Origin of the sequence: Acinetobacter sp. MD2, assembly GCF_035615575.1 — a bacterium.
Taxonomy (GTDB): Bacteria; Pseudomonadota; Gammaproteobacteria; order Pseudomonadales; family Moraxellaceae; genus Acinetobacter.
In genome coordinates, this window is sequence record NZ_VTDK01000004.1 from 82038 (window position 1) to 106676 (window position 24639).

Genomic DNA, 24639 nt, shown 5'->3' on the forward strand with positions numbered 1-24639 from the left:
AAACTGAAAAATTTTAGCATCAAATGCCACCATCTTACACGAAAATCTGAGCTTTTAAATGGAAGCAAATTCAGAGCCTGCATCATCATGTGGATTACTCAAATTTTGCTTTAAAGTCGTAAGTTGATTCAGAATACTAAACATTAAAGAAAGTTGCTGCAAAATAATGAGCGAATGTTGGTCATGTTCACTATTTTGCGAGAGTTTATGTCGAATAGTTTGCAGCATATTTTGTGCTGATAAATCGGGCATTTCATCATGCAACAATGCACCGCGAATATCTTCTAAGGCTTTATTCAATAAGGTTAAAATTTCAGGATCATTAACTTGTTCCCGATGTGCGCCAAGTGCCGCAATATAGCTTAAAAAGGTATGGTTTAAGCACAGTAAATCAAAAGAAATAGTTTTTTGCTGCGCGTCAATATCGGGTTCGGTGGCGAGCGTTGAAATGAGTGAGGCTAAGTCTGCATCACTATTGTGTGCGCTGCGGCGTACCATTCGATAATTGAGACTGTTCATTCGACCTGAATGATATTGCGCTACAATTTCAGCTAAATAATTGCATTCGGCAACAAAGGCCCGCTTAATGTTGCGTGGCAGGCGACGAAATTTCCAATCGGGAAAAACAAAGGTCACGCCCACCCATGCAAAGGCACAGCCAATGATAGTATCGATTAAACGAGGGAGGGCAGCAGTCATACCGAAACCATCGAGGTTAAAGTTAATGAGGGCTAAAATGGTGATAAATGCTGTGGCCTGAGCATATTGTTTACTCCGTAGCTCAAAAAATAGTACGCCACTAATGATCAATAACAATAACTGTCCTTCGGTGGAAGGGACGAAATATAAAATGCCGTAGCCAATAATAATGCCAACCAATGTGCCAATAATACGCAGGCGTAAGCGGCGTTTGGTGGCATTAAAATTAGGTTGGCTTACAAATAGCGCCGTAAGTAAAATCCAGTAACCATATTTAATGCCTGTCATTTGCACAAATAAATAGGCTGAAAACAGCACAATGGATAGGCGTACGGCATGTCGAAACAACACTGACTCAGGGGTGAGATGCTGTTTAATTCTAATTTTAATATCAGAAAAACCTTTTAAATCATCATCTTTAAGCTGATTTTCCTGCTTGGTGCTGTCAATACTTAAAGCACGCTCTGCTTCTAAATTACGTAATTGTCCATCAACCGATTTTAAATTTTGATACAGTGAATACAAAGCATTGACCCAAATTGGGTCGTTTGGATATTGTTGTGCTAATTTTTTAAGTGAAAATTTAAGATTCTCAAAGGCATGTTTAAAACGTTTGCTGTGCTGATATTGTGTGGATTGAAGAATATTTTCGCTTAAATCTTTACAGGCTTTGCCTTGTAACGACAAAATCCGTTGAAATCGAAACAGAATGTCACTGTGTTGGAAATGCTCGGCAAGTTTTTGATAATCGATATGAGCAGAGTTTGCTCGCTCGTGAATATCTTGGGCGACAAAGTAATATTGTAGACTGCGGCGCGTGTCTTTTTGTCCACGGTCACCTTTTAAGCGGGTGAGTAAAGCGGTTCGCATTTCATTAAATAAGGCAATCAGTTTGCCATTTTCCATCGATAAATCAATCATACTTTGACGATAACTTTCAGCCGTCATATCGACGTCGAATAAATTTGATTTGGCAAATAAAAAATTGCCCAAAGAGGAATAGCTGTCTGCAAGTTTGACTTGTACGGGACGTACAGGAAACAGTAAAAAACTGAGAGTCGATAAAATGCCATACCATAGTGCACCAATCACCAACAGCATTGGTTGCATATACCACTGATCAAACAAATGTATTCCTAACATGGCATAGACAGAAATGACTAAACAACCATAAGAAATAGATGCATAACGCCGCCCTAATGAGCCCAGTAAAATCCACCCCACGCAGGCGAATAGTAAGCCTAGCGCAAACCATATTGGATGTGGGAATAGCAATTGAATGGATGCAGCAGCAAAAAAGAAACCAATTGAAGTATATAGCTGATTCAGTAGTCGAATGGTGAAGCGGTCATCAATATCACTTAAACCCGCGGCAACCACGCCCAAAGTCAGAGGGATGGTCGCAATTTGGAAATGTAAAAAATATGGCACGGAGGTTGTGCCGACAAATGCAATCACCATGCGTAGGTTATACATGAGTGAACTATTTTGGGTGATTTGACGAATACGTACTAAGCCAAGATTCAAGGTGATTTCCTGATCGCGAAGTGATGAAACTCTGTGCAACGAGTGATGGGGATTTTCATTGTTGATGATTATACTTTAGTCGTATAATCTTGTCTGTATGGTCAATCCTTGAAGCACTCAAATTTATGTCACACACTGCTGAAAAAAACTATCCAATTTCATGGATTTTATTGCTTGCCTTTTTGACTGCCCTTGGTCCATTGTCGATTGATATGTATTTGCCTGCTTTGCCACAAATGGCACATGATCTACATACGACGCAACAAAAAGTCGCCAACAGTTTGCCTGCTTATTTTTTCGGTTTGGCTGTTGGTCAGCTTATTTATGGTCCTATTAGTGACCGAATTGGACGTAAAACACCATTATATTTTGGTCTAAGCCTTTACATTTTGGGTTGTTTACTTTGCGTTTATGCCACAAGCGATTGGACATTAATTGCTGCACGAGTGATTCAAGCTTTAGGTGGCTGTGTGGGGGTGGTGATAGCACGTGCTGCAATTCGTGACCGTTTAGATGTTGAAGGTTCAGCACAGGCTTTTTCTAGCATGATGATTGTAATGGGAATTGCACCTGTGGTTGCACCAACCTTAGGGGCTTGGATTTTGGCCTTTTTTTCATGGCACAGTATTTTTAAATTATTGGCGCTCATTGGCTTAATTTGTTTGTGTAGTGTACATTTTTTCTTTAAAGAAACTTTGGCATTAGAAAAACGCTTACATTTGAACGTCAAACAAATTTTTTTACTTTATGGCAATATTTTGCAAGATAAGCATTTCGTTTTACCCATGCTATGTGGTTGCTTAGGCGGTGGCGCACTCTTTGCGTATATTAATTCTGCTACGGCAATTTTAATGGGGCAATATCATTTGTCTCAGCAACAGTTTGCTTATGTATTTGGTTTGAATGCATTGGGTATTACCTTAATGTCATGGGTGAATAAACACAGTGTTGCATATTTATCTGTGTTTCAGCGCTTATTATTGGGTGGTCTGATTCAGATTGTGGGCACTGTATTACTCTTGATTGCGGGTTATTTTGAGCATTTCCCACTATGGGTGATCATGTGTGGTATGTTTGCCGTGGTGTCAAGCATAGGCTTAAGTGGCCCGAATGCCATGGCTTTGGCAATGGCACAGCAAGGTGCACGTGCAGGAACTGCCAGTGCAATTATGGGCAGTATGCAGTTTATGGTGGGTTTGCTAGGTGGTGTATTGCTCAACTTTTTGTTTGGAACAGCCTTATTGAATATGGCAATTGTTATGCTATTGTCGAGTGGTGGGGCATTGCTGGCAATGTACGGTACAAGCAACAATAACCGTATGCAAAAAAAATGACAGTACAAAGTTGAATGTACTAAATTTCTTGAATAGTGTTTTAATCCGTTTAAGGTATCTCTTGTATTCAATGGAATACAAGAGCAATAGAATAGCTTTATTTAAGCTGAAATACTATTTAGGGTGTTTTAAGCATAGGGGTATTGTTTAAATTCTGACGTTTGTTCAAGTTTATGAGTGAGTGCTTGTAAATTTGGATATTGATTTAGAGAAAAAAGGGTCGGAATTTTTTCTTGAATAAAGCGCGAAGCCACCGCAAGGCTAATATTAATTTGATTTAACGGTGCGTTTTCAAGTGTTGAACCGTACCGGATTTATCGGAGACAGTTTATCTAAGTTAGGCCACCTGACCTAACGGATTCATCTTAGCATAGTACATCGTTTCATATTCAAATGGCGACACATATCCAATTGCACTATGTAGCCGTTTTTTATTAAACCAATCGACCCAATTCAATGTTGCTAGTTCAACATCAGATAGCCCTGTCCAATCAGATTTCAAATATTCAATCACCTCCATTTTATATAAACCATTCACTGTTTCAGCCAAAGCATTATCGTATGAATCACCCGTGGTACCGACTGAGGCTTTTACATTTGCTGCTTCTAGGCGATTGGTATAGCGAATCGATAAATATTGCACGCCTCGATCGGAGTGATGAATCACATTCTTTGGCATACCTCGATCACGTAATGCTTGCTCCAGTGCATCAAGGACCATATCAGTGTTCATACGTGTTGAAACCTTCCAACCTACGATTGCTCGTGAAAAAACATCAATAATAAATGCCGTATAGACCCAGCCTGAATTGGTATGAATATACGTAAAGTCAGCGACCCAGAGGTTATTAGGATGTTGTGCTGTAAAATCACGTTTAACCAAATCATCTGCACGTTTTTGATCATCACGGCTACGTGTGGTTTGCTTATTCTTACCACGCCATACACCTTGTATATCAAGCATTTGCATTAATCGAGCAACACGGCAACGTGCAATAGAGTAGCCTTCTTTCTTCAATTGCTCCCAAACTTTACGAATGCCATAACGACCTGAACTATCACGCCATATTCGTTTAATTTCTTCTGCATAATGCTCATCATGCAAAGCTCGTTTAGAACGTTTATCGGGGTTTTTAGTCAAATCTAGATGGCGATAATAAGTGGATGGTGTAATCGGTAATATGGTGCAGATGGCTTCTACACCATATTTGATTTTATTGTTGTGAATGAAATCGACCATTATTTGCGTGGGCGGTCGAGCTCCGCCTGGGCGAAAAAAGCGGCTGCTTTACGAAGAATTTCATTTGCTCGTTGCAACTCTCTAATTTCACGTTCCATATTTTTGATACGTTCTTGATCCGATATCTGCTGTACTTTGGTCGGATTTTGGAGATCAAGATGCTTCTGATACCAGACACGTAATGTTTCAGGTGTACAACCAATTTTAGGAGCAATAGCAGTAATTGCAGCCCAAGTTGAGGGATAATCTTTTTCGGATTCTAGAACTAAGCGAACAGCACGTTCTCTGATTTCAGGAGTATAGTTTTGTTTTTTTCATCGGAACATTCTCTCAGAATATTGAGTCTCCGACAAACCCGGTACGGTTCATTGGTGTGAAAAAGCGAAAATGCCATTACCAACAACCGAGTTGATGCAAATCAATGACTCGAATGTGGTGATTGAAATGTTACGCCGAGGATTATGTATTGCTTTAGAGCGTAAAAGTATTGTCTTTGATTTGGTGCAAAAGGGCGTGCTGCGTCAAGTTTCAGCGATTACCGTACCTTATCCTTGGGCATATTGGAGTGTGGTTCCTGAAGGAAAACCATCCACCGATGAAGTGCGCTTATTTTTACAATGGCTACATGCACAGGTGGATGAATATTTGTGTGCGATTTCTATATCGTCTGCTGTAGCTTTAAAATAATCTCATTTAAGTCTTTTATGCGTTTCACTTCATCCCAAAGCAGTTTCGCTTCAGGATAGGCTTTGCTCATCATACCGAGCCACTGTTTATAGCGCCCAACCATATTCATGGCTTTTTTATAATTGCCATTTAAAAAGCGAATTTGCAATGTGACTAAGTCTTGCCAAGTTAGCAATGGATGATGCACATTCTCCCAAATACACAGGCTTAAATCGGGTGTGGTGACTGCGCCACGGCCAAGCATTAAATCGTCACAGCCTGATTGTAATTGGCAATCTTTGGCATGCTGCGTATTCCAAATTTCACCGTTGGCAATCACATTAATTTTAATGGCTTCGCGAATGGGTTGAATTTTTTCCCAATACGCAGGTGGGGTATAGCCATCTGCTTTGGTCCGGGCATGTACCGTTAGCCAATTTGCCCCTGCCGCTTCAATGGCAAGTGCATTGTCTAAAGTGTGTTTTTCATCTAAATAACCTAAACGCATTTTAGCTGACACAGGAATATGCTCAGGTACTGCATCACGCACAGCTTTAACCAACTCATGCACAACGTCCGGTTCATCGAGTAAAATTGAGCCACCACGATGGCGATTAACCGTTTTTGCAGGGCAGCCAAAGTTTAAGTCGATAGCAGGTGCGCCAAGTTGAACGGCGCGAACAGCATTGGCTGCTAGCATTTCAGGATTGTTGCCTAAAAATTGCACATGTACAGGTGTGCCTGCGGAAGTTTTACCGCCGTTTTTGAGTTCGGGACAATAGCTGTCATACACATGTTCAGGCAGTACGCTATCGGTGACACGAATAAACTCTGTCACACACCAGTCGAAGCGCCCCACATGCGTTAGAACATCACGCATAATTGGATCAGTTAAGCCTTCCATCGGTGCAAGAATGAGTTTCAACGTATCATTACTCTTAAATAAAAAAGCGTTATACGGTTTTTTAAAAGAATTGTCTAGTTAAGTTAAATGGATTATTAAAATGCGAAAACTAGAATGAGCATAACTCAACATGCTATCTGAATTGGTCTATGATTGTTCATACAATATTGTCATATCATAGACCAAACCATGTTTGAATTTAATTTGGAACGCCTAAAAATTTAAAAGGTACAGTTTTTTTAAAGAATTTATTGGCTTTGGCCGAATAAATATTCTCTTGATTTGGTCCGAGATCAAGTTTTAAAGTTTGTCCGTTATTAAAATTAATGTCTTTTAAGTCTACCCAAAAAACATTGGGTGAGACAGCCGATTCAAAGAAATATTGTCTGTTTTTATGATCGACAACCGTGCGCCAACGGGTAGAGGAAATATTGGGTTCTTCAGGGGTATTTAAACCAAAAGGAACAGATGCATTTCGAATCACACTAAAAACACTTGCGAGCGTTTCTTTGGAAGAGGCATTTTTAGGAATTGCATGGGTATAAAACGATGCACGTGCAAAGCGGTCGGCGGCACGATTTGTACCCGGCAGCATGACTGTGCCACCAATTTGTTGCCAGTAGGTATTCAGTGCAAGCTGTTGTTCGAAAATTGGAGAGTTGGTCATTACCTGATAATGACGGCTATGATGAATGACCTGTTTTCCATTTATATATTCAATAATTGCACTATCGCCAGAAGCGTCAGAAATAGATAAATGTAGTGTTGCTAAGCGGGTTTCTCCAGGAATTGCAGCCACAACCAGTGTAAACGGTTCTTTTTCTAAAGCAGTAACGGCTTCATCCACAGTTGCAAAATTATCTAAAACGTATTGTGCCCATAGCGAAATACTTAAGGGTGGTTTCGTCGCTTGTGCTTTATTGGGGTATTGAGATTCAACCAACCACAATAAATTGGCTGCTAAGCCTTTTTCATTTACGCCATCTGTTGTTGAAATATCATAGCCTGTTGCCACGACGCTACCATATTTTGACGTCCATTCAATCGAATTTGGCCCCGCCATACCTGTACGTTTGACTTTGTTCGGAAGAATCCATAAATTGGTTTGTACGTCAGATTTCCAGTCCATTGAACGTGCCGTCATAACGGTTTGATTATCACCTAGATAAACAACACGTGTACATGCCAGAGCAAGATCAGATGAAACTAAAAGTGCAGCTGCACAAAGTATTGTTTTAAATTGATATTTCATTATGTTTGTTATCCTGTAAATGTGCGCTTGTTGAAGCTAATCAACAAAACATATAGGCAAATATTTTTAAAAAGCATAAGGTTGGTTTTATTTTTCTCCTGAATGATATTGTCTATTGTGAGTTTTCTTTTAAGGTACGATATTTTGAGTTTTAGGTTTTTGTTTTAAAAAAATTATATGGTTATCGAGTGTATAAATATAGGTACTTAAAGGATGTAATATTTTGTATCTTGGAGTAGGGTTAGTGTGGGTTCTGTTCTGTAGTCATGTCTATAGTAAATAAAATCACGATATTTGAGCTTTTATGCTTTGGGGAATCGCGTTTTTGTCCTAAAAATGAAAATAGGCATTTGATTATCCAAAAACGCGTGTAGATTTGTGGTTAGACTTATCTTCTTAAAATCATTTCCAATACAAATTTACTTCCAATAAAGCCCAGTGCCAATAAGAAAAAGCCAAAGAGGGTAAAACGAATGGCTTTTTGCCCACGCCAACCAAATTTAAAATGACCAATAAGCAAAGTGCCGTAAATAAACCATGAAATAATGCTAAACACAGTTTTATGGGCTAAATGTTGGGTTAAGAAATTATCGACCATGAAAAAGCCAAAAACCAAGGCAATACTTAATGTAATAAAGCCAGTAATGAGCATATCGAACAGTAACGATTCCATGACCTGAAACGGTGGCAGTAAGTTGACCCATAAGCGTTTTTGTTTCTTTTTCAGTTCGCGGTCTTGTAACCACATTAAAATGGCGTGAATGGTCGCCATGAGCAAAACCGCATAAGCCGACAAAGACAAGATAATGTGAATATCTAACCCAAGCGCGTGTTCGGTGGCATATTGGTTGGGCTGACTAAAGGCAAAACCAAAAATCAGACCGGTTGCCGCAACAGGAATACCAATTAAATTCAAGGCAGTCACAGGGCGATAGCTGCTATAGATTAAGCTTAATAACAGCATTAAACCCGAAGTGAACGACAACAGGTTGAAAACGTCATAATTGACGCCATGTAGAGTTAGCATGTCTTGTTTTAAAACAATACTATGTAAACTTAAGCCAATCGCTAAAATGACACCCATGAACCAACGATTGGGTTCACGTTTAGCAACAAGGTGCAAAAAGGAATACCAAAACCCTGTGGTATAAGCGATTAATGCGAGTATTGTGTACACCAAGGGGAGACTGATCATGTCAAACCTGTGTTGGAGCAATGAATATTCATGCGATACGATATAATTTTGAATTGAACTCAAGTATCCTATAGCATTATATGCATAAATTTTCTATTTTTAAGCAAGATTTTTTGCAACAGACCATTTTAAGCGGAATTTGCAATGTTTGATACCTTAACCGAACGACTCACGCAGAGTCTACGAAATGTTACTGGCACAGGCCAACTGACCGAAGACAACATCAAAGATACCCTACGTGAAGTACGTATGGCACTTTTAGAGGCAGACGTTGCCTTGCCTGTAACGCGCGAGTTTATTGCGAAAGTTAAGGAACAGGCATTGGGGCAGGAAGTGTTGACTCAACTTTCACCGGGTCAAGCCTTCGTAAAAATTGTGCATGATGAACTCACCAAAATGATGGGTGAGGCCAATGAAACTTTAGATTTAGCAGCGAAACCACCTGTTGTTATTCTACTTGCAGGTTTACAAGGTGCGGGTAAAACCACCACTGCGGCTAAATTGGCACGCTTTTTAAGCGAACGTCAAAAGAAAAAAGTGATGACGGTGTCTGCCGACGTTTACCGTCCTGCGGCGATTAAACAGCTTCAAACCGTATCGGCAGAAGTGGGTGCAGACTTTATTTTGTCTGATCCTTCTGAAAAACCAATTGATATTGTCAATCGTGCGATTGAACAAGCAAAAATTAAATTTGCTGATGTATTAATTGTCGATACCGCTGGTCGTTTGCATGTCGATGAAGACATGATGGATGAAATTAAAGCCTTGCATGCAGCGGTTAAGCCAACCGAAACCTTGTTCGTGGTCGATGCCATGACCGGTCAGGATGCTGCCAATACCGCCAAAGCATTTAATGATGCTTTAGCATTAACAGGTGTGATTTTAACCAAAACTGATGGTGATGCACGCGGTGGTGCAGCGCTTTCGGTACGTGCGATTACCGGTAAGCCAATTAAGTTCTTGGGTATGGGCGAAAAGCTGGATGCGCTTGAGCCGTTCCATCCTGAACGTGTGGCACAGCGTATTTTGGGTATGGGCGATGTCCTTTCTTTGGTCGAAGAAGTTGAGCGTAAAATCGACAAAGAAAAAGCCGAAAAAATGGCGAAAAAACTGCAAAAAGGCGGGAACTTCAACTTTGAAGATATGCTCATGCAGTTCGAGCAAATGAACAAAATGGGCGGCATGATGGGTTTCTTAGACAAGTTGCCGGGCATGAGCAATGCAGGATTACAGCAAGCGATTGAGCAAGCGAATCCTGAAAAACAAGTGAAAAAGATGGAAGCGATTATTCAATCGATGACCATTAAAGAGCGACGTAACCCCGACTTAATGAACCCAAGTCGTAAGAAGCGTATTGCTTTAGGGTGTGGTATGGATGTTGCCGAAGTCAATAAATTGATTAAGCAACATGCGCAAATGGCCAAAATGATGAAGAAATTTGCCAATCCATCTGGTCTTGGCAAAATGATGCGTTCACTGGGCGGTTTGCAAAAACAATTTGGTGGCGGCGGTGGTATGGGGCCTTTATTTGGCAGCAATGAAAAGAAATAATATAAAAAAGCGCTTGAGGTTCAAGCGCTTTTTTTATTGCACGGAATTAAAAATGTCACAAATAAAAATATATGGGCTCAAAGCCACATTGGCGCAGTTCCGAGAAAAAATTTCTGATGCGGTACATTCAGCTTTGGTGGATGCCTTGGCCTATCCAGCAGATAAGAAGTTTCAAAGATTCATTGCTTTAGATGCCGAAGATTTTATTTACCCTAAAGATCGAACCGACCAATATTTGATTATTGAACTTTCAATGTTTGAGGGGCGTAGTAATTTGGCTAAAAAGAAGCTGATTGAATTGATTTTTCAGAATATTGAGACGTCTTGTGGCATTGCACCGCATAGTGTGGAAATCACCATTTTTGAAACCCCAAAAGAAAATTGGGGCATTCGCGGTCAACATGCGCCGGATTTAGCACTCAATTATACGGTCGCGGTGTAATGCTGCAAACCTTTTAGCAGTAAGTCGGTTTCAATTTTGGGTTGGTAGGCTTGTAAATGCTGCGCAAATAATGCTGCATCGCCGCCCGTTAAAATAAGTTGGCGTGGGGTGTGCTGCAAAGTTTTCTCAATGCTGCTAATGAGTCCGAGTAAAATCCCATGATGCACACCATCTGCCGTGTTGCGTCCTGGGGTTAATTCAGCAAAAGCAGAGTCGGGAATTTTAATGCCTTTGGTGTTTTGAATGAGCGCATCTCGCTGTAAATATAAATTTGGCAAAATATAGCCGCCCAAATGCTGCATGCCTTGGGTTAAATCGATAGTGAGCGCTGTGCCACAGCCAACAACGCAAAAATTCTGTTCAGGTTTTGCCACCGCAAGTACTTGTAACCAACGGTCAATCCCTAACTGTTTCGGTTCATCATAACCACAACTTAAGCCTGCAAATTCTGCATGCACTTTAGCAATTTGAATTGGTACATTTAAGCAGGCTAAGATGTTGCAAACCCGCGCATTATTTGTGGCATCTAACACCGAAGAAATACCAATCTTTTCAATGTGCATGGTTTTAAAGCTATGTACTAAACCCAGTAAAAGGTCGGCAGGGGACTGTAAATGTAGTTCTGCGCCGTGTTGTAGCAATTGTTCTGTATCGGTAATCCAATATTTAAGTCGGGTATTGCCCAAATCTAACCAAAGTTGGCGCATGTTTTATCCTTTATTGGCAAGGCGCAAACGTCCTTGATAGAAATGAACGATTTCTGTTTCGGTTTGAATCAGCAGCGCACCATCATTTTGAATTCCTAAATATTGCCCTGTTATTTGACCATTTTGATGTTCAAAAATAATCGGCTGATTTTTAAAGATCGCGACATGATTAAAACGTTGTGCAAGATTCGGGCTGCCATGGTTAAACCATTGAGCCGCTTGTTGAATGGCTTTATATATTTCACCAATCATGGTAAGGCGTGGCACATCAGTTAAACCTAATTCTTCAAGTGAGGTAGTTTGCTGATCAAGCTGGGTCAATTCAGGTTGCGAGCGTAAATTGATGCCCACGCCAATCACTGCTTGGGTGTTGGATAACGGTTCAACCAAAATACCGCCCCATTTGCCTTGTGTACTGTATAAATCATTCGGCCATTTAATGGATAATTCTAAATCTTTAAAAATAGGCATGTGGATTAAATTGAGTGCAATTTCGAGTGCTAGACGGCCATCTAACACGTTATTGGTATGAATTAAGCAACTAAAATAGATATTACCTTGCGGTGATACCCAAGCCCGTTTATGTTGTCCGCGACCTTGGGTTTGGCTTTCACTACACACTAAAGCCGTTTGAACGCCTTGCGTTGCGAGTTCACGTAGATCGTCATTGGTTGAAGTGGTACTTTGTTTTAATAAAATAACATCAGGCACGCAATTGGCTTGCTCAAGATATTGATGTAACTGGCGCGTTTGAGTATCCATATCCATTAAAATAGTGAAGGAAATTTAATATGGAGTTAATCATATATTTAGCTATCGGTGCAATTGCAGGCTTTACCGCAGGGCTATTTGGTGTCGGTGGTGGGTTGATTATTATCCCAATGCTATATGTAGTGTTTAGCCAACAGCAGTATGCACCTGATGTGATTATGCATTTGGCGGTGGGAACATCACTGGCCACCATTATGGTGACATCGGTCAGTTCGATTATGGCACACCATAAACGTGGTGCGGTTTTATGGTCGGTGGTGGCGCGGTTTGCACCTGGGCTTGTGGTGGGTTCTTTTTTAGGTGCAGGGATTGCTCATATTTTGTCGGGGCGTAGCTTACAACTGCTGATTGGCTTATTTTCCATATGGGTTGCATCACGAATGTTTTTAGGCGCAAATGTTGCGGTAGACACCTCAAAGCACTTGCCATCTCCATTACAGCAAGGTATGGCCGGTGGGGTGATTGGCACGGCATCCGCCATTTTTGGTATTGGCGGTGGTTCACTCACCGTGCCGTATTTAAACCATTATGGTGTGGTGATGCAAAAGGCTGTTGCGACCTCGGCAGCATGTGGTTTTCCCATTGCAGTGGCAGGTGCACTCGGTTTTATCTTTTTTGGGCATGAAGCAAATTTAGAGTTGCCACATACATGGGGCTATGTGCATTTATATGCCTTTTTCGGAATTAGTTGCATGAGCTTTCTTACGGCTAAATTAGGGGCAAAAGTTGCGCATGCTTTGCCTGCATCGGTTCTAAAAAGATGTTTTAGTGCATTGTTATGTAGCATTGGCGCGTATTTTATTTACCAAGGTATATTCTTTTAAAAATGAGCGATTGAATGATGACTTTGGATGCGCTTGCAGCATTATCTTCTCAATTTGACCCATTCAAACAGCTTTATAGTGTTGTGCTTGAGCCATTGGGGCTTGGTGAGATTGAATATCTGTGTTTGGATGCGAGCGCAACAGCATATGCGGGTTTAAGTTTTGTGTATGCAGGTCAAAAATATCTGTTTCGACAAGTCAAAATTACCCCGACTAAATTGGGTGGTTTTGTGACGTTATGGACACGTGACCAGCCAAATTTAGCAATTAGACCTTTCAATGAACAGGATGGTATTGATGGTGTCATCATTGCCAATGCCAATCAAACCGATACAGGCTATTTTTTCTTTGATCGGGCAACACTCGTGCAGCATCAAGTTTTTACTCAAAATGGCATTGAGGGTAAACGAGCATTACGCCTTTACGAACCGTGGTTATCATTAACTGCCAAACAAGCCATACACAGCCAAAAATGGCAAAGTGAGCATTTTATAGCATTGAGTGAAACCAACGGATTAAATAAAGCACAGTCATTTTTCACGTGCAGATGAATAGGCAAATGCAATGTATAAACGCTCATTATGGTACGTGTGATAGCGATGAAATCAGAAAATACTTTCTAATTGCTGTTATTTTGCGCAATAAATTGCAACAAGCCACTTTATTTATCGGGCATTTTTTCCGACACTTGCCACTTATACTTTTTAGCAATCGATGATTGTATTTTGATCGAAATGATCTTTTTCTGGATACTTTTGATTAAAAATAATCGGCGTGTGCTTTCGTGAATTAGGACATTATGCGTTTAAGCAGTTTAAAACTTTCAGGCTTTAAATCTTTTGCCGACAGTACCACTTTACATTTTAAAGCCAATAGAAGCGCAATTGTTGGGCCAAATGGCTGTGGTAAATCGAATGTGATTGACGCTGTGCGTTGGGTTATGGGAGAGTCCAACGCGCGGCAACTGCGTGGTGGCAATATGCAGGATGTCATTTTCACAGGAACAGCCAAGCGCAAACCTGTGGGTGTTGCCAGTGTAGAACTCCGTTTTGAAAATACCTACGGCAAATTGGGTGGTGAGTATAATGCTTATAGCGAATTGGCCGTACGCCGTCAGGTTACGCGTGAAGGCAAGTCTGAATATTTTTTAAATGGCACACGTTGTCGCCGCCGTGATATTACCGATATTTTCTTGGGCACGGGGCTTGGGCCGCGTTCATATGCCATTATTGAGCAAGGCATGATTAACCGCCTTGTCGATGCCAAACCAGAAGAAATGCGGGTGTATATTGAAGAAGCCGCAGGAATTTCACGTTATCAAGCACGCCGTCGTGAAACCTTACAACATTTAGAACATACCACGCAAAATTTATCGCGTTTAGAAGACATTGCACATGAACTCAATGGGCAGTTAAAAAGTCTAAAACGCCAAGCAGAATCGGCGATTCATTATAAAGAACTTGAAAGCCAAATTCGTACTTTAAAAATTGAAATTTTATCGTTTCAAGCGCAGCAAAGTACGCATTTACAACACGAATATCATGTGCAAATGGACAGTTTAGGCGAGACATTTAAGCATGTACGATCTGAGTTAACCACACTTGAGCATGATTTATCTTCGACGAATCAGTTATTTCAGCGTTTAATTCAGCAATCATCGCCATTACAGCTTGAATGGCAAAATGCAGAGAAACAACGTGCTACGCTTGAAATGAGCGTGCAGCAAAAGCAAGCCATGTTGGCACAAAATAGCACTCAGCTCACCCAACATTTGGCACAAAAACAGCAGAATAAAGAACGCCTGCAACTGATAGATATTCAACTTGATGATTTATACACTCAGCAACAACAGCTTGAGCAACAACTGAGTCAGTTTGAAAGTGCGAATCAGGACGATGTGCAACAAGGCCGAGATTTAAAATTACAGCATCAACAAGCTGAACAAGCCTTTACAGGCATTAAAGCCCAAGTCGAGCAGCAACGCCAAAAGCAAGCCCAAATGCAGTTGCAAAGTGAGCAATTACAGAAAAATTTATTGCGCTTAAACCATCAAAAAGAAACCCTAGCCATGCAGCAGCAACAGGTGTGTACCCAAGTGGCAGAGGATGAGGTTGCCGATTTGGTGCAGGCACAACAATACGCACAAACGGCACTCATACAGCTAGAACAGCAATTACTCGATGCTGAGCAACAAGTGGATACCACGCAACAGCAGTTACGTGACGTGCAGCAACAACGTGGCGAAACTCAAACGCAAATTCAGGTGCTGCAACGGGAACAGAAAAACCTACAACAATTGATGGCACAACAATTGCCGACCAATCACCAACCGATGTTGCAATTGTTACAAGTGTTACAATTACAGCCGCAAGCCAAAGCACATGCAAGCTTAGTCGAAAAATTTCTAGCCAAATGGCTTTCGGCATCGATGCTTGAATCATCGATGAGTTTTCAAGCTGAACAAGCACGGCAATTAAAAGTACAAACTTCTGTAGCGAATGTAGATGTTGTGGGTTTGCCAAGTCTAGCAACATGGATTGTTGAACCACAGCTTTCGTTGTGGCAGCACGTTGCGCTTGCCCCAAGTTTAGATTTTGCTTTGGCGCTACAAAGTAATTTGAATGCAGGGCAGAGTATTTTAACTTTAGATGGTTATCATGTTGGGCCAGACTGGGTGATTGGTTTACTGTTTGACGAAAGTAGTCAGGCAGCGCAAGGTGCGCTCAGCCATCAAGTTCGGTTGGATGAAATTGCACAGCTACTTATGCCGTTGCAACAGCAATTGACCCAAGCGGTGCAACAGATTGCCGAGCTTGAGAAACGTGTACACAGTGTGCAGCAATTAAAGCAGCAATTAAAACAGCAATTAAAACACCAACAGCAGCAGCAACAAGCTGTAGATGTACAGCTTGCAGGGCTGCAAAGTCGCCATCAGGCATTTGCATTGCAGCAACAACAACTCAAGCAACAACGACAACAGTTAGACATGCAGCTTGAAGAAGATGCCATGCAAAAGGACGATTTGGAAATTGACCTGCATGCCTTAGGGTTTAAATTAGCACAATTATTACCTGAATATGAGCAGCGCCAAATTGCACTTGAAACGCTTGAAACTCATGTCATGGCACAGCAAGAAAAACAGCAATTTAGCCAACAGCATTTAGATGAAAGCCAACAGCAATTGTCGCAGTTAAAACAGCAAGTCGGGTTGCTTGAAAAAGACCAAAGCTTTTTAAAGACGCAGCAGCAACAGTTGCAGCAGCAAATTGGTATAGCACAAAGCTATGTCGATCCACTTGAAGCCGAATTACCAAGCTTGCTAACGAAATTTGAGCAACAGACCAAAGTGGCTGAAAAGTTGCAGTATAAATGGGATGAATGGCAACAACAGCTCAATACAGTGCAGTCGCAGCAACAGCAATTCACCAATGAACGCCATGTTTTACAGCAACAAGATGAACAATTACGGGCTGAACTTGAGCAAAAACGTTTGGCTTGGCAAGCGGCAAAGTCAGACCTAGAACATTATGCACAGCAGTTAGCTGAATTACAGGCAGAAGAATTGCCTGCGTTGCAGTTGGATTTAACCGAACATCAACAACGTTTAAATACTGCACAGCAGAAATTTGCCAAATTAGGTGCAGTGAATTTAGCTGCATCGGCAGAATATCAAGAAGTCGAGGCAAGGCATAGCGAACTCAGCCACCAAATGCAGGACTTGGAAAATACAGTTGAGCAACTGCAACAGGCTATGCAAAGTATCGACCAAGAAACAAAAAAGCTGTTTATGACCACCTTTGAGCAGATTAATACCGAATTGCAGCAGTTATTTCCGAAGGTATTTAATGGTGGTGAGGCAAGTCTAAGTTTAGAAGGCGATTGGCAGTCTGGCGTGAAATTAATGGCGCGTCCACCGGGTAAACGTAATAGTTCTTTGGCATTGTTGTCGGGTGGCGAAAAAGCGTTAACTGCTTTGGCATTGGTATTTGCAATTTTTCGTTTAAACCCTGCACCATTTTGTGTTTTAGACGAAGTCGATGCACCTTTAGATGATGCCAATGTGCAGCGTTTTTGTAATTTGGTAAAAGAACTTTCCGAACAGGTACAATTCATTTACATTACACATAATAAACTTGCAATGACGATGGCAACCGACTTATTAGGGGTCACTATGCCTGAACCGGGTGCATCGAAACTTGTAAGCGTGAATTTAGAAGACGCGAAAGAATATGGGTTAGTGGAGTCATAAGATGGAAATCTCGACCATTGTAGGTATTGTTATCTCGGTGATCATTATTCTAATTGGTCTAGTTTTAGTCTTTAGAAAACCAAAAGAATATGTCCCGTCACTCGAATCAGAATTACATATTAACCCTGAAACCAATCAACCGATTATTCCTCGGTTTGTGCGTGATCAATTAATGCAAGCATCGCAGGCAGATGCTGTTGTCGCGATTGAGAGTGAACCAACGGTTGCTTCAGTTGAAACGGTTGAAAAAACGTTAGCGCAAACGGCAGAAACGACTTCTGTTGAAGCACTGGTTGCTGAGCAGCCAAGCGAGAAGTTGAAGGAAGAAGATGTAGCAGTCAAATCTGAAGCTAGTACTACAGAGAAAGAAATTGTAGAAGAGGAAAAACCACATCTAGATTTAGGTTTAAATACTGACATGCAAACCGCTGAAATTGCAGCTTTTGAAGAAGAAAGCTCGATTTTAGATTTACATTTGCATGAGCAACAATGCTATGACGATGAAAGTGCATTGTCGAAAGCTGAATATATTATTGCATTAAATGTATTTCCAAACCCGCGCAAAGTATTATCGGGCGATAAAGCCTTAAAAGTGTTGCTTAAATATGGCTTACGTTTTGGTGAGTTGTCATGTTTTCATCGTTATGAAAATACCGATGAAGTTAGTCCTCTGATGTTTTCAGTATTGCGGATGACCGATGAAGGCCCATCGGGTTTTGACCTTGAAACTTTATCGGCTGAGCAAGTACAAGGTTTATCATTCTTTTTGGCGCTGCCAAACGTACATGCGCAAACTGGTTTTGACATGATGGTGAGTATTGCGGGCTTAATCGCACGTGATATTGATGGTAAAGTGTTTGATGAAAATAGCTGTGAACTGACACAGCAATTGAAAGAGCATTGGCGTCATCAAGTGATTGATTATAAGCCACAGCCACAGGCTGCTTTGGTCTAAGTTGAATTGAAAGAATTGTTTAAAAATATAGGGCGGAGTCGATCCGCCCTTTTATATGGTGAAAATGAATGATGGTGGATACAGCAGTAGTGGTTGCACAGATGCGACAATTGATTCAACTGCTTGCACAGCATAACCATGCCTATTATGTTATGGATCAACCGAGCATTAGCGATGCTGAATATGATCAATTGTTTCATCAGTTAAAGGCTTTGGAAGCCGAGCATCCTGACATGGTACAAGCCGATACGCCAACGCTACGGGTTGGTGGCACGCCATTGTCTAAGTTTGAAACGGTGACTCATGCTGTGCCAATGCTGTCACTTGGCAATGTTTTTAACCAAGAAGATTTATTTGCCTTTGCCCGCCGAGTAGAAGAACGTCTACCGAATCAACAGGTTCAGTATGATGTTGAATTAAAGTTGGATGGCTTGGCGATTTCGTTGTGGTACGAGCAGGGCGTATTGGTGCGTGGTGTGACCCGTGGCGATGGTGAAATGGGTGAAGATATTACTCAAAATGTGAAAACCATTCGCAACTTACCTAAAATTTTATCAAACCCAAACGGACAAGTGCCTGCTTTATTAGAGGTGCGTGGTGAGGTTTTAATCCCAAAATCAGGATTTGAGCGTTTAAATGCCGAGCAAGAAGCCAAAGGCGATAAAATTTTTGCCAATCCACGTAATGCCGCTGCAGGCAGTTTAAGACAGCTTGACCCTGAAATTGCAGCGTCACGTCCACTGGCTTTTTATGCGTATGGTATTGCACAGTGTGTGCCTACACACGAATTGAACAGTATGCACCAAAGTTTACAGTGGCTAACCCAATTTGGCTTTGCCATTGCCCCACGTCAATTTTTATGTGAGTCGATTCAAGACGTACAACAAAAATATGAACAAATTCAGCAAGAACGCCCTGACTTAGCCGTTGAAATTGATGGTATGGTGATTAAAGTCGATGACTTAAAACAGCAACAACAATTGGGCTTTTTAAGTCGTGAGCCACGTTGGGCAACTGCTTATAAATTCCCTGCCGAAATTGCGTTAACCACAATTGAAAATATTGACTGGCAAGTGGGACGTACCGGAATTTTAACCCCTGTAGCACGTTTAAAACCAGTGTTGGTGGGCGGGGTGACTGTATCGAATGTAACGTTACACAACATTGGCGAAATTCATCGTTTAGATATTCATATTAAAGATCAGGTCAGTGTTTATCGTAGTGGTGATGTGATTCCAAAAGTGGAGCGTGTGTGGGCAGCGGTGCGTCCTGATGATGCGATTCGGGTATTTTTACCGACGCATTGTCCTGTATGCGATTCACCTGTTGTTATGCCTGAAGGTGAAGCTTTGGCGCGTTGTTCGGGTGGTTTATACTGTGCGGCACAGCGCATTGAGGCAATTCGGCATTTTGTGTCACGTAAAGCCATGGATATTGAAGGCTTGGGAGATCGTTGGGCAGAATCTCTGTTACATTTAAATTTGCTCAATGATATTTCTGATATTTATCAGTTGTATGCCCACCGAGAAAAATTACTCGGCATTGAGAAAATGGGTGAAAAATCAGTACAAAACCTGATTGATGCGATTGATGGTAGCAAAAAAACCACCTTGGCACGCTTTATTTATGCGCTTGGCATTCGTGGGGTTGGGGAGACCACCGCACGTATGCTAGCAACAACTTTCCAAACTTTAGATGCACTACGCCAAGCAAATATCGATGAGTTAAAGAAAACGCCCGATGTCGGTGATATTACCGCAGAATGGATTATCGATTTTTTCCAAGCCAAACATAATGTAGAAGTGGTCGATCGGCTGATTGCTACAGGTATTCATTGGGATGCACCTACTGCACCAAGCCGTCAGCCATTAAATGGTGAAAGTTGGGTGTTAACAGGCACATTAGCACAGCTCAATCGTGACCAAGCCACGCAAATGTTACAGGCTTTAGGTGCGCGTGTGAGTGGCAGTGTGTCAAGTAAAACCAAATGTGTCGTGGCAGGTGAAAAAGCTGGTTCTAAGCTTGAAAAGGCAGAAAAGTTAGGAGTTTCAGTTATTTCTGAAGCTGAGTTTATTGAACTGATGGCAGGTTATGGACAAACCTCTTAACTTAATTGTTCGGCTTCTTGCATAAATTCATTTTTTCTCTTTCTCGGAGAAAAAGAAAGAAGGCGTGACTTATTATGCAAGATGCCGATAGATGATTTTGGTTACAAATTTATAGGCTAGTTTCATCGATATCTAAATCATTAAAAGAAGCCTTTAATTGGTGTTAAGGGCTTCTTTTTTATTTAAAAAAGACTAAAACCGTATTGGTAATGGGTATGGTTATCATTTTAATTTGATAAAAATCATAAACTTAATAAAATATAACTTTTGCAAAATGTATAAAATCAAAGCATAATAGCCCCATTCAAAGAGGAGAATAATTATGCGTGGTAATCCTGAAGTCATTGACTATCTTAATATGCTGATCGGTGGCGAACTGGCTGCGCGTGATCAATATCTCATTCATTCTCGTATGTATGAAGATTGGGGCTTAAGCAAAATTTACGAACGTATCGACCATGAAATGCAAGAAGAAGCGATGCATGCCGATGCGATTATTCGCCGTGTTCTGTTCTTAGAAGGCACGCCGAATATGAACCGTGAAGATATTGATGTTGGAACAGATGTGGTGAGCTGCTTAAAAGCAGACTTAGCCCTTGAATATGATGTTCGTGCGAAATTAGCCAAAGGCATTCAATTGTGCGAAGAAAAAGGCGACTTTATTAGCCGTGACATGCTACGTCAACAATTGTCAGACACCGAAGAAGACCATACCTATTGGTTAGAAAAACAATTACGTTTAATTGAATTGATTGGCTTACCAAATTTCATTCAATCGCAAATGTAAGCCGCAAATTTGCAAGTAAAAGCAGCCGTCCTATCGGCTGCTTTTTTATGGCTGAGATTCATCTGGCATTGCAAATGCGCTGAATTTATCCATCATATAGAGAAAAAATAGTAAAAGCCGATAAAAAAAGCTAAGCTAGCCCGAAATTTGAGGACAGCGACCCATGGCGTTAAAAGCAACCATTTACAAAGCAGAATTGAACATTGCCAATATGGACACGCATCAATATGCAGACTACCAATTGACGATGGCTTTACATCCTTCAGAAACCATTGAGCGTTTGATGGTACGTATTTTAGCATTTGCACGTTTTGCCGATGAGTCACTTGAATTTACTAAAGATTTATTTGAAACCGATGAACCTGCACTGTGGCAAAAAGACTTAACAGGGCAATTAGAACAATGGATTGAAGTGGGTTGCCCTGATGAAGATAAAGTCAAGAAAGCCAGCGCACGTTGCCCAAAAGTTGCGGTGATTAGTTATGGTGGTGCGGTTGCAGAATGGTATAAACGTAGTAGTAAGCTGAAAAACTTAAAGAATGTTGAAGTTTGGCGTTTGTCTGAACAAACAACTTTAGAGATTCAAAACTTATGTGCCAGAACTATGCAGTTACAATTAAACGTGATGGATGGTGAGTGGACATTGCTTGGTGACAATGGGCAAGCGGTGATTGAGTGGGAACAATTGCAATAATGACCGAATCGGATCATCAAGCCACATTATGGCTTGATGATTGAATTTTATTTAATGTGACTTGGCTAATTTTGAATATCTGCCAAGACTTGCTCGGCATGCGTTTGAGTGTCGACACTGTTGTAGTGATAGACAATTACGCCATTTGGGTCAATTAAAAAGCTTTCTCTTTTTGCAAAATGGATAAACCCTAAACTTCTGACAATGCCAAATTGTTCAGCCAGTTTTTGCTGTGAGTCGGCCAAAATTGGAAAAGGTAAGCTTAATTTTGCTGAGAATTTCTGATGTGATGTGACATCATCTAAACTTACCCCCAATACAACGGCATTTTGTTGTAAAAATTGTGGATAAAGTGCTTTAAATTTTTGGGCTTCTTGGGTGCAACCCGGTGAATTATCTTTAGGATAAAAATACAGCACCACCCATTTGCCTTGATATTGGCTGAGTTGATGCCAGTTCCCGTTTTGGTCTTGTAACTTAAATGCTGGTGCTTGTGTTCCAACCCATTGTTTTTGTAAATTATTATTGTTTATCAGCATGGTGGTGTTGGCTTGCGTTAGCCCAATGCTTGTTGTCATGAGCAGGGTACACAAGCTTAGGCGAATAAAAAAAGAGAAGTACATCTGAAAAACTCCAGAACCGTGAAAGCATTATTGTAGCGAAAGTACAAAGTATCTGCTCATTTTTGCCTGTGTTACAGTATTGCCTTTTGCATCAGTAGATGGATTAAGATGAAAAATCAAGTAAAGCCAAGATGCAAAAGGCCGATTCATAACCTTATAAATAATCTAAACCAATGTCGAGGTAGCGTGCGCTATGGGTGACATAGCCAAGTGCAAGAAAATCCACCCCTGTTTCTGCAATGGCTGCGGCCGTTTCAGGACTAATTCCACCCGATGCTTCAGTTTTGGCACGTCCTTGGCACATTAAAACCGCAGTTCTGAGCTGATCGAGCGACATATTGTCCAATAAAACCAAGTTCACACCTTCGGCAAGTACCGCCGCAAGTTGTTCAAGCGTATCGACTTCGACTTCAATGGGAATTAAATGTCCTGCGTAATTTTTTGCCCGTTGTAGGGTTAAGCCGATATCTCCACCTGCCAAGGCAATATGGTTATCTTTAATTAAAATCGCATCATCTAAACCCATGCGATGATTGCGCCCACCGCCAACGCGTACGGCATATTTTTGCAGGTCCCGCAAACCAGGAATGGTTTTTCGGGTACAGGTCAGCTGCGCTTGGGTATGTGCCAAACGGCTTTGAATATTGTGGGTAGTGGTGGCAATACCACTTAAGTGTGTCAGAAAGTTTAAAGCGGTGCGTTCTGCACTTAAAATAGCGCGGGCATTGCCTTGAATACTGGCGATAATGTCGCCTTGTTGCAATACATCGCCATCTTGTTTGTGAGCTGAAAAGACAGTATTTGCATCTAGCAGGTTAAATGACAGACGAGCAAGTTGAATGCCACATAAAATACCTGCCGCACGGGCCACAATATGTAATTGTGTGGTTTGTTCAGCATCAATCACGGCTTCAGAGGTGATATCTCCGCGTCGTCCTAAGTCTTCCCTTAATGCAGATTGAACCAGAGGTAAAATTAAAATATCTGGTAATGCATAGCGCATGATGCGCTCCTTAATATATACTCAAAAAGAGTATATATTGATGGGTGTGAATTAGGCAAATGCTAATTATTTACGGTGGGTAGCTTATACCCCGAAAGTAAACTTTCTTGTAGCACATCCGATTTAAAGCGATATAACTGCGCAGGCCGTCCACGCTCAGGTATTGATTCTTTGCCTGTTGCTTCAACCAAGTTTTGGTTGTGAATTAAGCGGCGAAAATTTTGCTTATGTAATTCCACTCCACTTAATGCTTCAATGCTTTGTTGTAATTGAAACAAGGTAAATTCAGGTGGCATGACTTCAAAAATAACAGGACGATATTGCATTTTAGCCCGTAGCCGCGACATGGCTGTCGCCAGCACACGGCGGTGATGATTATGCATGGCTTTACCGACAATTTGCTCGGGTAGTTGACTGGAAAAATAAGGTGATTCAGGAATTAGTCCAACTTCATACAACAGCTCATAACGCAGTAGAGTATTTTCTTCATGCCATGTAAAACCATTTAAAGCCCAACATAAATTCATGCGTTGTTGACGCATATGGCGAATGCTTGGCGATGCTGCTGAGTCGACCCAATTTTGGATGTGTGGTAAAATTTGTTGAGTAATATCAGCAGTTTTAGGATATTTTAAATTTTCCCATGGGAAATAGTCATACCAATCTTGCCACTTAGCAGCAAGTTTTAAATCCTCCTCCTCAGCTTCTTTGACTAAACCTAAATAACTAATATAAACAACAGGATGTCCTATTTTTTTTGAGCGATTAATATCGACAAAAGTATATAGTTGTTCCATATAGCCCAAAGGTTGTTCAGTTTGTTGCTGTACCCAAGTTCGTGCGCCTGCTTGTAATGAGTGGTGTATAGGCGTAAGTGAGCCAGAAGGTAATAAATTGCCATCTTGAATGGTCAGCACGCGTGCTGAAAAATCGGTGACGGCAATTAAAACGGCAACCAATTCTGTTGCGGTTTCTTGAGAAGTATTAAGCCCTAAATTTGCCTGTGGCTGCATGTGTCATCATATCTTTATTCGTGTCGTGATTATTGTATGCAAAACCAATCATAAAGCAAAAAATTGGCAAATAATTCGGTCTAAATTTATATCTT

The 24639-nt window shown here is 41.1% G+C and carries 20 protein-coding genes, 1 pseudogene and 1 other annotated feature; of the genes and pseudogenes, 11 read left to right on the forward strand and 10 right to left on the reverse strand.

Annotated features, from left to right (window positions below; translation table 11 throughout):
* Positions 1–54: 54 nt before the first annotated feature.
* Positions 55–2226, reverse strand: a complete 2172-nt coding sequence (gene yccS, locus FXN70_RS07015) for a YccS family putative transporter (protein ID WP_324646754.1) — start codon at positions 2224–2226, stop codon at positions 55–57.
* A gap of 125 nt (positions 2227–2351) precedes the next feature.
* On the opposite strand from yccS, the gene FXN70_RS07020 reads away from it, so the two are divergent.
* The gene (locus FXN70_RS07020; protein ID WP_324646755.1) at positions 2352–3560 is read left to right on the forward strand and encodes a multidrug effflux MFS transporter; all 1209 of its coding nucleotides are present in this window, start codon (positions 2352–2354) and stop codon (positions 3558–3560) included.
* Between the two features lie 337 nt (positions 3561–3897).
* Here FXN70_RS07020 and FXN70_RS07025 read toward each other — a convergent pair.
* Positions 3898–5090 (reverse strand): IS3 family transposase gene (locus FXN70_RS07025; protein WP_420714389.1). Its coding sequence is split into 2 segments (ribosomal slippage): positions 3898–4850 and positions 4850–5090, totalling 1194 coding nucleotides; the frame shifts between segments, so codons are not numbered across the junction.
* Positions 4726–4842: a sequence feature (AL1L pseudoknot), on the reverse strand. Its footprint overlaps the gene before it by 117 nt.
* An 85-nt stretch (positions 5091–5175) precedes the next feature.
* Here FXN70_RS07025 and FXN70_RS07030 point away from each other — a divergent pair.
* A pseudogene (locus FXN70_RS07030) lies at positions 5176–5487 on the forward strand (LysR substrate-binding domain-containing protein); the annotation flags it as partial.
* Here the strand turns inward: FXN70_RS07030 and FXN70_RS07035 are convergent.
* From FXN70_RS07035 to FXN70_RS07045, 3 genes are all read right to left on the reverse strand, one after another.
* Positions 5459–6391: a tRNA dihydrouridine synthase gene (locus tag FXN70_RS07035; protein ID WP_324646756.1), complete on the reverse strand. Its 933-nt coding sequence runs from the start codon at positions 6389–6391 to the stop codon at positions 5459–5461. The pseudogene FXN70_RS07030 and the gene FXN70_RS07035 overlap by 29 nt on opposite strands.
* A gap of 178 nt (positions 6392–6569) precedes the next feature.
* A complete protein-coding gene (locus tag FXN70_RS07040) occupies positions 6570–7622 on the reverse strand; it encodes a linear amide C-N hydrolase (RefSeq protein ID WP_324646757.1) in 1053 nt (350 codons plus the stop codon).
* A gap of 388 nt (positions 7623–8010) precedes the next feature.
* Positions 8011–8817, reverse strand: coding sequence for a cytochrome C assembly family protein (locus FXN70_RS07045; RefSeq protein ID WP_324646758.1), 807 nt, complete (start codon positions 8815–8817; stop codon positions 8011–8013).
* Between the two features lie 144 nt (positions 8818–8961).
* Between FXN70_RS07045 and ffh the strand changes: the two genes are divergently transcribed.
* Together ffh and FXN70_RS07055 are read left to right on the forward strand one after the other, a co-directional pair.
* Positions 8962–10368 carry a signal recognition particle protein gene (gene ffh, locus FXN70_RS07050; RefSeq protein ID WP_324646759.1) on the forward strand — a complete coding sequence of 469 codons (1407 nt, stop codon included), beginning with the start codon at positions 8962–8964 and terminating at the stop codon, positions 10366–10368.
* Between the two features lie 52 nt (positions 10369–10420).
* Positions 10421–10810 carry a tautomerase family protein gene (locus tag FXN70_RS07055; RefSeq protein ID WP_324646760.1) on the forward strand — a complete coding sequence of 130 codons (390 nt, stop codon included), beginning with the start codon at positions 10421–10423 and terminating at the stop codon, positions 10808–10810.
* Here the strand turns inward: FXN70_RS07055 and FXN70_RS07060 are convergent.
* Together FXN70_RS07060 and FXN70_RS07065 are read right to left on the reverse strand one after the other, a co-directional pair.
* Positions 10792–11517, reverse strand: a complete 726-nt coding sequence (locus tag FXN70_RS07060) for a type III pantothenate kinase (RefSeq protein ID WP_324646761.1) — start codon at positions 11515–11517, stop codon at positions 10792–10794. The two genes, FXN70_RS07055 and FXN70_RS07060, sit on opposite strands and share 19 nt — an antisense overlap.
* 3 nt (positions 11518–11520) lie before the next feature.
* Complete coding sequence (locus tag FXN70_RS07065) at positions 11521–12279, reverse strand: biotin--[acetyl-CoA-carboxylase] ligase (protein ID WP_420714383.1); 759 nt, start codon at positions 12277–12279, stop codon at positions 11521–11523.
* Between the two features lie 29 nt (positions 12280–12308).
* Between FXN70_RS07065 and FXN70_RS07070 the strand changes: the two genes are divergently transcribed.
* From FXN70_RS07070 to FXN70_RS07100, 7 genes are all read left to right on the forward strand, one after another.
* Positions 12309–13112, forward strand: coding sequence for a sulfite exporter TauE/SafE family protein (locus FXN70_RS07070; protein WP_324646763.1), 804 nt, complete (start codon positions 12309–12311; stop codon positions 13110–13112).
* 14 nt (positions 13113–13126) lie between these two features.
* Positions 13127–13663: a MepB family protein gene (locus FXN70_RS07075; protein ID WP_324646764.1), complete on the forward strand. Its 537-nt coding sequence runs from the start codon at positions 13127–13129 to the stop codon at positions 13661–13663.
* A gap of 248 nt (positions 13664–13911) precedes the next feature.
* Complete coding sequence (gene smc, locus FXN70_RS07080) at positions 13912–17361, forward strand: chromosome segregation protein SMC (protein WP_324646765.1); 3450 nt, start codon at positions 13912–13914, stop codon at positions 17359–17361.
* Between the two features lies 1 nt (position 17362).
* Positions 17363–18316: a cell division protein ZipA C-terminal FtsZ-binding domain-containing protein gene (locus FXN70_RS07085; protein ID WP_324646766.1), complete on the forward strand. Its 954-nt coding sequence runs from the start codon at positions 17363–17365 to the stop codon at positions 18314–18316.
* 71 nt (positions 18317–18387) lie between these two features.
* Positions 18388–20424, forward strand: a complete 2037-nt coding sequence (gene ligA / locus FXN70_RS07090; RefSeq protein WP_420714390.1) for an NAD-dependent DNA ligase LigA — start codon at positions 18388–18390, stop codon at positions 20422–20424.
* Between the two features lie 322 nt (positions 20425–20746).
* Complete coding sequence (gene ftn, locus FXN70_RS07095; RefSeq protein WP_324646767.1) at positions 20747–21211, forward strand: heteropolymeric bacterioferritin subunit Ftn; 465 nt, start codon at positions 20747–20749, stop codon at positions 21209–21211.
* Positions 21212–21374: 163 nt separating this feature from the next.
* Positions 21375–21905, forward strand: coding sequence for a YaeQ family protein (locus FXN70_RS07100; RefSeq protein ID WP_324646768.1), 531 nt, complete (start codon positions 21375–21377; stop codon positions 21903–21905).
* Between the two features lie 65 nt (positions 21906–21970).
* On the opposite strand, the gene FXN70_RS07105 is transcribed toward FXN70_RS07100, so the two are convergent.
* The 3 genes from FXN70_RS07105 to FXN70_RS07115 form a co-directional block, all read right to left on the reverse strand.
* Positions 21971–22483, reverse strand: coding sequence for a peroxiredoxin (locus FXN70_RS07105; protein ID WP_420714391.1), 513 nt, complete (start codon positions 22481–22483; stop codon positions 21971–21973).
* A gap of 199 nt (positions 22484–22682) precedes the next feature.
* Positions 22683–23531, reverse strand: a complete 849-nt coding sequence (nadC, locus tag FXN70_RS07110; RefSeq protein ID WP_324646770.1) for a carboxylating nicotinate-nucleotide diphosphorylase — start codon at positions 23529–23531, stop codon at positions 22683–22685.
* Positions 23532–23593: 62 nt separating this feature from the next.
* Positions 23594–24544, reverse strand: a complete 951-nt coding sequence (locus FXN70_RS07115) for an NUDIX hydrolase (RefSeq protein WP_324646771.1) — start codon at positions 24542–24544, stop codon at positions 23594–23596.
* Between the last annotated feature and the right edge of the window lie 95 nt (positions 24545–24639).